General features: G+C 76.4%; 10 protein-coding genes. 6 read left to right on the top strand and 4 right to left on the bottom strand.

All coding sequences use genetic code 11. The features are described from left to right. Nucleotides 1-111 precede the first annotated feature (111 nt). The gene (locus tag LG632_RS27975) at nt 112-1,230 is read right to left on the bottom strand and encodes a sensor histidine kinase (protein ID WP_226730405.1); all 1,119 of its coding nucleotides are present in this window, start codon (nt 1,228-1,230) and stop codon (nt 112-114) included. Then, the gene (locus tag LG632_RS27970) at nt 1,227-2,045 is read right to left on the bottom strand and encodes a response regulator transcription factor (protein WP_226730402.1); all 819 of its coding nucleotides are present in this window, start codon (nt 2,043-2,045) and stop codon (nt 1,227-1,229) included. The genes LG632_RS27975 and LG632_RS27970 overlap by 4 nt, the downstream gene beginning before the upstream one ends. Nucleotides 2,046-2,160: 115 nt before the next feature. On the opposite strand from LG632_RS27970, the gene LG632_RS27965 reads away from it, so the two are divergent. From LG632_RS27965 to LG632_RS27955, 3 genes are read left to right on the top strand one after another with little or no spacing between them, the layout of a single operon-like run. Further along, entirely contained in the window at nt 2,161-2,943 is a 783-nt protein-coding gene (locus tag LG632_RS27965; RefSeq protein WP_226730400.1) for a glycosyltransferase family 2 protein, read from the top strand. Then, nucleotides 2,940-3,572 carry a TIGR04282 family arsenosugar biosynthesis glycosyltransferase gene (locus tag LG632_RS27960; RefSeq protein ID WP_226730398.1) on the top strand — a complete coding sequence of 211 codons (633 nt, stop codon included), beginning with the start codon at nt 2,940-2,942 and terminating at the stop codon, nt 3,570-3,572. Before LG632_RS27965 ends, LG632_RS27960 begins: the two co-directional genes overlap by 4 nt. Next, on the top strand, nt 3,569-4,306 hold the full coding sequence (locus LG632_RS27955) for a methyltransferase domain-containing protein (RefSeq protein ID WP_226730395.1): 738 nt from the start codon (nt 3,569-3,571) through the stop codon (nt 4,304-4,306). The genes LG632_RS27960 and LG632_RS27955 overlap by 4 nt, the downstream gene beginning before the upstream one ends. Before the next feature lie 45 nt (nt 4,307-4,351). On the opposite strand, the gene LG632_RS27950 is transcribed toward LG632_RS27955, so the two are convergent. Continuing rightward, entirely contained in the window at nt 4,352-4,837 is a 486-nt protein-coding gene (locus LG632_RS27950) for a hypothetical protein (protein ID WP_226730393.1), read from the bottom strand. A gap of 215 nt (nt 4,838-5,052) precedes the next feature. Next, nucleotides 5,053-6,234 carry a molybdopterin-dependent oxidoreductase gene (locus tag LG632_RS27945; RefSeq protein WP_226730391.1) on the bottom strand — a complete coding sequence of 394 codons (1,182 nt, stop codon included), beginning with the start codon at nt 6,232-6,234 and terminating at the stop codon, nt 5,053-5,055. A gap of 113 nt (nt 6,235-6,347) precedes the next feature. Here LG632_RS27945 and LG632_RS27940 point away from each other — a divergent pair, with 113 nt between their 5' ends. The 3 genes from LG632_RS27940 to LG632_RS27930 form a co-directional block, all read left to right on the top strand. After that, the gene (locus tag LG632_RS27940) at nt 6,348-7,871 is read left to right on the top strand and encodes a glycosyltransferase 87 family protein (RefSeq protein WP_226730389.1); all 1,524 of its coding nucleotides are present in this window, start codon (nt 6,348-6,350) and stop codon (nt 7,869-7,871) included. 115 nt (nt 7,872-7,986) lie between these two features. Then, complete coding sequence (locus LG632_RS27935; RefSeq protein WP_226730387.1) at nt 7,987-8,508, top strand: hypothetical protein; 522 nt, start codon at nt 7,987-7,989, stop codon at nt 8,506-8,508. A 244-nt stretch (nt 8,509-8,752) separates the two neighbouring features. Next, nucleotides 8,753-9,940 (top strand): sensor histidine kinase (locus LG632_RS27930; protein WP_226730385.1); only part of this gene is annotated, 1,188 nt, incomplete at its 3' end.

Below are 9,940 nucleotides of genomic sequence, written 5' to 3'. Positions count from 1 at the left end.
GGCCCGGCGTCGGGCCGGTGCGCGGCAGGGCCGCGTCCGTCGGGGCGGGGGCCGGTGGGGGCGGGGGCCCCGGCGGGGCCGGTGGGGTGGTGACGGCGGCGGGGGTGGTGGTCAGGTCGACGTGGTGCTCAGGGGGAGGGTCACCTTGAAGCGGCAGCCGCCCGGGACGTTGTGCACCTCCGCGTGGCCGGCGTGGGCCTCCACGATCCCGCGTACGATGGCCAGCCCGAGGCCGGCTCCGGCCGGCGGCGTACGGGCGGCGCTGCCGCGCCAGCCGGTGTCGAAGACCCGGTGCAGGTCCTCCTCCGGGATCCCGCCGCAGCCGTCCGTCACGGACAGCACCGCCGCACCCTCCTGCTGGGTCACCTCGACGGCGACCGTGCCGTCGGCGGGAGTGTGGCGGATGGCGTTGACCAGGAGGTTCGCCAGGACCCGGGTCATCTCCTTGCCGTCGACCTCGACGGGTACGTGCGCGATGTCCCCGCCGACGAGCCGTACGCCGTGCTCGCGCGCCAGCGGATCGGCGCCCAGGAGCGCGTCGGCGGTCAAGTCGCGCAGGGAGAGGCGGCTGGGGGTCAGGGAGAGGGCGCCCGCGTGGATGCGGGAGAGCTCGAAGAGGTCGCCGACCATGGTGTCGAGACGTTCGACCTCCGTGCGGATCTGCCGGTGGTAACGGGCGGGGTCGGCGGCCAGGCCGTCCTCCAGTGCCTCGGCCATGGCCCGTAGGCCGGCGAGCGGGGTGCGCAGGTCGTGGGAGATCCAGGCGACGAGCTCGCGCCGCGAGGTCTCCAGCGCCCTCTCCCGCTCGCGGGAGGCGGCCAGTTTGGCGCTGGTGGCTGCCAGCTCCTCGGCGAGGACCGCGAGTTCGGCGGTGGCCGGGGCGGGCGGCGCGGCGAAGCTGCCGCCCTCCCCGAACTCGCGCGCCGCCAAGGCAAGTTCGCGGCTGCGGGCCACCACCCAGCGGCCCATCAGCAGCGCGGTGGGCAGCGAGACGACGGCGGACACGGCGACGACCAGCGTGACGACCGTGAGGTCGTGCGGGGACAGGAACATGGCCCACGCCACGGCCAACGTGCCGGCCAGCATGGCGGTCACCGCGACGGCGGCCACGACCGACAGCGACACGGCGACGGAACGCCGCCGCAGCAGCCGCAACGCCACCGCTCCCACGGCACCGGCGCACGCCGCGCCACCGAGCGCGAACAGGGCGATCAGCAGGACGTCCTTCATCGCCGTCCGCCCTGCGGCGCGGTGGCCTCCGCCGCCTCGGTCCCGGTCGGTTCGAAGCGGTAGCCGACGCCCCACACGGTCTGGATCAGCCGGGGCGTCGCCGGATCGGCCTCGATCTTGGCGCGCAGTCTGCGGACGTGCACCGTGACGGTGGACAGGTCACCGAAGTCCCAGCCCCACACGTCCCGCATCAGCTCCTCCCGGGTGTGCGCCCGGCCCGGGTGCGTCAGGAAGTGCGCGAGCAGGTCGAACTCGCGCAGCGTCAGGGCGAGTTCGCCGCCGTCCCGGGTGGCCCGCCGGGTCGCGGGGTCGACGGTGATCCCGCCCGCCCGCAGCACGCCCGTACCCGTGCGGCCCGTACCCGTACCGCCCGTACCCGTGCCGCCCGCAGCCGTGCCGCCCGCAGCCGCGCCGGCCGTCCCCGCGCCGGTCCGGCTGCGGCGCAGTACGGACTCGACGCGCAGGACCAGCTCGCGGGGACTGAACGGCTTGGTGACGTAGTCGTCGGCGCCCAGTTCCAGGCCCGCGATGCGGTCCTCCTCGGCGCCGCGCGCCGTCAGCATGATCACGGGGACCGGGCGGGCGGCGCGCAGCCGCCGGCACACCTCCAGCCCGTCGAGGCCCGGCAGCATCAGGTCGAGGACGACCAGGTCCGGGTGGCCGCGGGTGGCCCGGTCCAGGGCCGTCGGCCCGTCGGCTGCCCGGTCGACCACGTGGCCGGCGCGCAGCAGGTATCCGGTGACCACCTCGGCGACGGTCGGGTCGTCGTCGACGACGAGGATCCGGGCGGGCGGGGGCGATGCTGGCGTGCTCATGCGCCCAAGCGTCGCACCACCAGTGCCGCGGCGCTCACCACGGGCGGGTCGCCGGGCACGGCGTCCGCATTTCGTAAGGAGTCGATATCCGCTTTGTCCGCCGCGGATTCCTACGGTGGGAGGTGTGACCCAAGACACCGTCGACGTAGTCCTCCCCTGCCTGAACGAAGCCGAGGCCCTGCCGTGGGTCCTCGCCCGCATCCCCGCCGGATGGCGCGCCCTCGTCGTGGACAACGGATCCACCGACGGCTCGGCGGAGATCGCCCGCGGGCTCGGTGCCATCGTCGTCACGGAGACCCGGCGTGGCTTCGGCGCCGCCTGCCACGCCGGACTCCGCGCGGCGAAGGGGGAGTTCGTCTGCTTCTGCGACTGCGACGCCTCCCTCGACCCGAGCCTGCTTGCCGGCTTCGTCCGTACGGTCGCGGCCGGTGGGGCGGACCTCGTCCTCGGGCGGCGCAGGCCGCGAGGGCGCGGGGCCTGGCCGGCGCACGCACGTGCCGGCAACCTGGCCCTGGCGCACCTGCTGCGCCGCCGCACCGGGCTGCGGCTACACGACCTGGGGCCGTTGCGGGCCGCGCGCCGCACGGCCCTGCTCGGCCTGGACCTTACCGACCGGCGCAGCGGCTACCCGCTGCAGATGGTCGTACGGGCCGCCGACGCCGGTTGGCGGGTGCGGGAGGTGGACGTGCCGTACCTGCCGCGCGCGGGGAAGTCCAAGGTCACGGGGACCTGGCGGGGCACCTGGCAGGCCGTGCGCGACATGCGCGCCGTCCTCGCCGAGCCGCCCCGGGCCGCGACCGCCACCGGCGCGGGCGCCGTGGGCCGGGCCGTCACGGGCGGCGGCGCCACGGGCGGCGGCGTCGGCGGTGGTGGCTCCCTGGACGGGGGTGCCCGATGACCACGGTGCTCGTGATCGCCAAGGAGCCGGTGGCCGGACGGGTCAAGACCCGGCTGACCCCGCCGTTCACCCCGGCCGAGGCGGCGGCCCTGGCCGAGGCCTCGCTCGTGGACACCCTCCGGGCCGTGGCGGCGACCCCCGCCGACCGCCGTGTGCTGGTGCTCGACGGGGCGCCCGGGGCGTGGCTCCCGTCGGGCGTCGAGGTCGTCCCGCAGTGCGCCGGCGGCCTCGACGAACGACTGGCCGCCGCCTTCGCCGGATGCACCGGACCGACGGTCCTGATCGGCATGGACACCCCCCAGGTGACACCACAACTCCTCTCCCAGGCACTGGACTTCGACCACTACGACGCCTGGCTGGGCCCGGCCGAGGACGGCGGCTTCTGGGCCCTCGGCCTCGCCGCCCCCGATCCGTCGCTGCTGCTCGGCGTCCCCATGTCCACCCCCGAGACCGGCCGGGTCCAGCGGGAGCGCCTCCACGCGGCCGGACTCCGCACCGGCCACCTGCCGGTCCTCCGCGACGTGGACACGGCGCGGGACGCCGCGGCGGTCGCGGCGGACGTCCCCCACGGCTGCTTCGGTGCCCTGCACACCCGCCTGACGGCCCTCCCCGCACGGACGCCCCGATGACCGTCGTTCGCCCGGCCGGTCCCGGGGCCGGGCTCGGGCCCGGAGCCGGGGGCGGAGTCGGAGCGGGGGGCGGGGGCGGGGTCCGCAGCGGTGGCGCCTGGCTGGAGGACCCGTACGCGCGGGCGCTGCGGGCCGGCCGGGGCCCGCTGTTCCTGCGCCGCCCCGACGGCTGGGTGCTGCCCCTGGAGGTGGAGCGCTGGCTGGCCGATGCGGACCCGGCCGACGAGAGCGTGCTGAGCCGGTGCCGGGGAGCCGTCCTCGACATCGGCTGCGGCCCCGGGCGGCTGGTCGCCGCACTGGCCGGGCGCGGGCACCCGGTGCTCGGCGTGGACGTCAGCCCGGCCGCGGTGACCCGCACCGTGCGGCGCGGCGGGTCCGCCCTGTGCCGGTCCGTCTTCGGACCGCTGCCCGGGGAGGGCCGCTGGACCACGGCGCTCCTGCTCGACGGCAACATCGGCATCGGCGGTGACCCGGGCGCCCTGCTCGGGCGGGTCGCCGGGCTGCTCGGTCCGGTCGGGCGGCTGATCGCCGAGGCGGCCGAGGCCGAGGTGGACGAGTGCCACGAGGTCCGCCTCGACGACGGCCGCGGCCCGCGCGGCGTCCCCTTCCGCTGGTCCCGCCTCGGCCCGACGGCCCTGCTCCGGCACGCGGAGCGCGCCGGGTGGACCCCCCTGGACACCTGGACGGCATCGGGCCGCCACTTCGCCGAACTGGCCCCCGGGCCCGCCGCCTGACCCCGCGGGCCGACCCGGCTCGCGCGCGTTCCCGCGCCGCGGCGCTCAGGCCCCGGGGGTACCCGGCCCCGGAGGGCCGCCCGCCGGTCGCCGGGGCGCGGCTTCGGCCGTGGGGCGGGCGCGGTGCCGGCGGGCACGGGTGATCAAGGCCAGGAGCGCGGCTGCGGCTGCTACCGCCGCCAGCGACAGGAGGAGGTTCCGGGCGTAGGGGAGGGGGAGGGCCGACGGGTTGGGCGGGGCGCCCGGGCGCAGGAGCAGGGGGAGGGTGATCAGGGTCAGGGCGGCGCCGCTGATCAGGGCTCCGCGGACCACCGGGCGGGCGGGGAGGACGGCGAGCAGCAGGCCGGCGGCGAACACGAGCGGGGCGAGGACCGCGTCGTGGAGCACCAGGGCCCCGGCCAGCCACAGCAGGACGGCGTACGGATCGGGCTCCGCGGCCAGGCACCGGCCGCCGATGCCGATCAGCAGCACCCCGAGCAGGCCCACCGCCCAGCGGCCGAAGGCCCCCGGCCGGGAGCCGGCGAGCCCCACCCCGGCCGGGGGACCCTGCGCCCCGGAGCCGGAGCCGGGGCGGCTCTCCCCGGAGCCGGCGCCAGGGCCAGGGCCGCTCTCCCCGGAGCCGGGGCCGGTCCTCCCGCCCCAGGCCCCCCGTGCGGGTGCAGGGCCGGTGCGTCCGGCCGCCGGCGCCGGTTGTCCGGTCGGGGGCCGGTTTCCCGGGGAGTCCGGGTTCGGCGTGGGGTGCGGGGTCACAGGACCTCCAGGCCGGCCACCCACTTGGTCTGCAGTACGCCCGGGCGGTTGGGGGCGATGATGCGGGCCGGGTAGCCGTGGTCGAGGGACAGGGGTGCGTCGTTCAGGCGGAGGGCGAGCAGCGTCAGGGGGTCCTCCGCGTAGCCGCGGCCCATCTCCATCACCCGGTACGCGCCCCGGGTCTCCAGCGAGACCACGCGCAGCGCGGACCCGGGCCGGGCGCCGGCCCGGGCCATCAGGTCGCGGATCCGGACGCCGGTCCACCACGCGCCCACGCTCCAGCCCTCGACGCACGCGATCGGCAGCCGGACCCGGGTCTGGGGCAGGTCCGCCAGTTCGGCGAGGGTCAGGGCGTACGGCGTCGGGCCGGTGACCTGCAGGCGCCAGGTGCGCAACGCCGCCGTGGTCACGCCCGCCGCTTCCGCCGTACGGTTCACCGGCAGTCCCTGGGGACCGTGGCCGGGGTGGCGCGGCGCCAGCAGGTCCAGGGCCGCGAGGGGTGTGAACGCCTGGCCGACCGTGGTCACGGTCACGGCTCCCACCGCCGCGCCGACCCCGAGCAGCAGCGACCGCCGGTCCGGCGCGTCCCGCTCCTCGTCCGGCAGCGCGAGCGTCCCGGCCGAGCGGCGGCCCCAATGCGCCCTGATCTCGGGTGCCTTCACCGCGATGTGCAGCAGGACGGAACCGGCCGCCACCCACGCCACGGCGTAGTGCACCGGTACGAAACCGAACGGCCACGGGTACCACTCGGCGATGTTCAGCAGCCCCGTCAGGACCTCGAAGACCGCCGCGGCCACCAGGACCGCCACCGACAGCCGTTCCAGCGCATGGCGCACCGACCGGAGGGGCGGCCGGACGAACAGCCGGGGGTAGACCGCCCACAGCTTCACCAGCAGCAGCACGATCGCGGCCAGCCCCACGCCCACGTGCAGCCCCTGCGTCAGCGCGTACCCCCACGTCGGGCGCGGCGGCAGGTGCGGTGCGAGCCGGTCGGGCGGTTTTTGGAGGTAGTGGCTGACCAGGCCGGTCAGGAAGCACACCGCGAAGGCGAGTCCCAGCCAGCGCCCGACCGCGGTGGAGGTGCGCGGATCGTGCAGCCGGCCCCGGAAGGCGGGTGGCCGGACGCGCGGCAGGCGGAGGGCCGGGAACGCCGGGCGCCGGCTCGGTCGAGGGTCCATGGGCCCATGCAACCGCGCGGACCACCGCCGGGGGCGTGTCCGACACCTTACGAAACCCGGACGTCCGCTCGTGCCCACCGCCGCGACGGTGGGGCCGCTGCCAGGGTGAACGCGTGACCGACCCGTCCGCCTCCGCCGCCTCCTCCGCCCCGGACCCCGAGCCCGCTCCCCACCCCGAGCCCGCTCCCCACCCCGCTCCCGCCCCGGACCCCGCGCCTGCCCCGGACCCGGCCCCCGCCAAGACCGCCACCGCCACCCCCGTCGCCACCGCCACCCCCGTCACCGCCGTCCTCCTCGCGGCCCTCGTCGCCGTCCTCGTCGGCACCGTCCGCACGGACGGCTACTTCGCCGACCCGGCCGGACTGTCCTGGTGGTACGCCGCCTGCTGGGCCCTGTTCGCGGCGGCCGCCTGGACGTTGCGCCGCGCCCCCGCCCGGCACGTCACCGCGCTCGTCCTCGCCGGGGGCGTCGCCGTGGCCGTCACCGGCCTGGTCGCCCCGCCCCGGACCAGTACCGACTCGTTCCGCTACGCCTGGGACGGCCGGGTGCAGGCCGCCGACGTCTCGCCGTACGACCACGCGCCGGCCGACGCGGCGCTGGCCGCGCTGCGCGACTCCTGGCTCTTCCCGCCGCCCGCGGTGTGCGCGGGCGGCGCGCCCGAGCTCGCGCCGCTGCCGGGCGGCGGCGGGTGCACCCGCATCAACCGGCCCCAGGTCCACACCGTCTACCCGCCCGCGGGTGAGCTGTACTTCCTCGCCGTGCACGCGCTGTCCCCCGACGGGGTCCGGCACCAGGGGCTCCAGACGGGCGGGGCGGTCCTGGCCGTCGCCACGACGCTGGTGCTGCTCGGCGTGCTGCGGCGCCGCGGTGATCCGCGGACCGCCGCCTACTGGGCCTGGTGTCCGGCCGTACCCGTCGAGGCCGTGAACAACGCCCACGCCGACGTGCTCGCGGTCCTCCTCACGGTCGGGGGGCTGGCGATGACGGTCCGTCACCGCGTCTCTGCCGGAGCCTTGCTGGGGCTCGCCGTCGCCGTCAAACTGCTGCCCGCCGTCACGCTGCCCGGTGCGCTGTCCGGCGTGCGCCGGCTCCGGGACGCCGCCGCGACGCTGGTCCCGGCGGCCCTGGTCCTCGCCGCGCTCTACCTCCCGTACGTGCTGCTGTCGCACTCCTCGGTCCTCGGGTACCTCGGCGGCTACGTCGAGGAGGAGGGCTACGGGGACGCCTCGGCCGGCAGCCGCTACGCCCTGCTGCGCCTGGTCCTGCCCGACTCCTGGGCCCTGCCCGCCGTGGTCGTGCTGATGCTCGCGGTCAGCGGGTACGTGGTCCGCCGCGGCGACCCCGGACGGCCCTGGGCCGGGGCCCTGTGCGTCACGGGAGTGGCGTTCCTGCTGATGACGCCGGGCTACTCCTGGTACGCCCTGCTGCTCGTCGCCCTCGTGGCCCTGGACGGCCGCTGGGAGTGGCTCGCCGTCGCCCTGGCCGGCGCCGCCGCGTACGTCACCGGCCGCGCCGTGCCCGACGCCGGCACGGTCGCGTACGGGCTGGCCGCCCTCGCCGTGGCCTGCGGGTACGTGCTGCGCGCCGCCGGCCGGACCTCCGGCCGAACGGGGCGAGCCGTTGGTCTTCTTGAGTGACAATCAGTTCCCGTGTGACATGTTCCGGTCTGGACGGGTATGCCTGGAATCGCTGCGGGGGCCGCAGCGGATGCTGCCGCGTGGCCTCGTACCCGTCACGAGAGGAAATGCGCGCATGGAAGCAACACGCCCGAGCCGGCGATGGCACGGTGGAGCGGCCCGGAGCACCCGGGTCGCGGCAGGTCTGTCCATGGCGGTCGGCGCCGTGCTCGCCGGCGTGCTCGTCGCCCCGCCCGCCGCCGCCGTCGGCGGTCCGGCCGACGGCGGCGGCAAGGCCGCGAAGAACGACAGCAGCGAGTGCCGCACGTCGCGGACCGTCAGCTCCGAGCGCCTGGACTTCGGCGTCAGCGCCGAGTTCCGCGTCGCGACGGACCGCAAGGGCAACGCCTACCTCAACGACGACCGCAACCCCGGGATCTGGGTCAACCTGGACATCCTGGAAGGCACGCCCGAGTGCGTGATCGGCAGCGCGGTGGGGACGGACGAGTCGCCCGCGACCGTCACCCTCACCCTGCTGAGCAAGAGCGGCAAGCTCTACGCGGCCTCGTGCGCCATCACCGCGACGCCGTTCACCGCGGCCAACCTGGAGGCGGCCTGCGGGGCGGGCTTCACGCTCGTTCCCGGCACTCCCGTCTGATCCCGTCGCGCCCCGAGGGCCGTTCTCCCGACCAGGGAGGGCGGCCCTTTCGCATGCCCCTCACCTGCGCCGACCGCCCCGCGCTCCGGGCCGGCCCGCACAGCGGTTTTCGGCCACCGGGCCGCCGTTCAACTCGCCGCGCCGGTCCGCATCATGATCTGCTGTCAAGACCTGTGCACGGAGCCGTTAAGCTACCGGGCCGTTGTCCTATGATCTTTTCGCTTTCGATCGTTTGAGGGTTCTGATGGTTCGAGAGGGATCGTCGCCCGGCAGTCCAGGGCCCACCTCACCCGTCATATGGGCGTTGCCCCCCGCCGCCACGGCAGTCGCCGTGGCGGTCGCGGTGGCACTGGTCCCCGCATCCGCCCGCACCGGCGTGGCGTGGGTCGGAGCCGTGGCGTTCGTGGCGGTGGCGCTCGCCTGCGGCGAGGCCGCCCGGCGCGGCAAGGCGGTGGCGGCGCTGCGCGCCACGGTCGCCGCCCAACAGGCGGCACTGGCCCGGCAGGAGGCGGAGACCGTCCACCTCGCCCAGACGCTGCTGCCCGATGTCGTGAGCCGGCTGCGCGGGGGCGAGTTCCCCGAGGACGTGCTCGCCGCGCTGGAGCGCGACGACTTCCACCAGCCCGGCCTGACCCCGGAGTTCCGGGCGGCCCACCAGGCGGTGCTGCGCTCCGTCCTCGACGCCGTCGTCGCCGAGGAGGACCTGCGCGAGTCCGCGCAGCGCGCCTTCGTCAACATCGCCCGGCGCGTCCAGGCCATCGTCCACCAACAGGCGCAGGAACTGCGCGAGATGGAGGACCGCCACGGGCGCAGCCCCGAGGTCTTCGGTGACCTGCTGCGCCTCGACCACGGCACCGCGCTGATCGGCCGGCTCGCCGACTCCATCGCCGTGCTCGGCGGTGCCCGACCCGGCCGCCAGTGGAGCAAGGCCGTCCCGCTGTACAGCGTGCTGCGCGGCGCCATGTCGCGGATCATCGACTACCAGCGCGTGGAACTGCACTCGGTCTCCCAGGTCGCCGTCGTCGGCCCCGCCGTCGAACCGCTCATCCACGCCCTGGCCGAGCTGCTCGACAACGCCACCCGGTACTCGCCGCCGCAGACCAAGGTCCACCTGACCGCCGTCGACGTGAACTCCGGCATCGCCGTGGAGATCGAGGACGGCGGCGTGAGCATGAGCGAGGAGGCCCGCAAGCGGGCCGAGCGCATGCTCCGCCAGGCCCAGCAGGGCATCGACCTCACCGACCTCGGCGAGACCCCCCGCCTCGGCCTGGCCGTGGTCGGCCGGCTCTCCCAGGCCTACGACTTCCAGGTCTCGCTGCGCTCGTCGGCGTACGGCGGTGTCCGCGCCGTCCTGGTCATCCCGCAGGCGCTGATCACCACCACGCCGGCCGCGACCGCCGTGGCGCACGGCATCGGCACCGCCTCCGGCCCC

This window comes from Streptomyces antimicrobicus, from assembly GCF_020532625.1.
Classification (GTDB): domain Bacteria; phylum Actinomycetota; class Actinomycetes; order Streptomycetales; family Streptomycetaceae; genus Streptomyces; species Streptomyces antimicrobicus.
The sequence above is the reverse complement of the archived record's forward strand: the minus strand, read 5'-3'. Positions and strand labels throughout refer to the sequence as shown.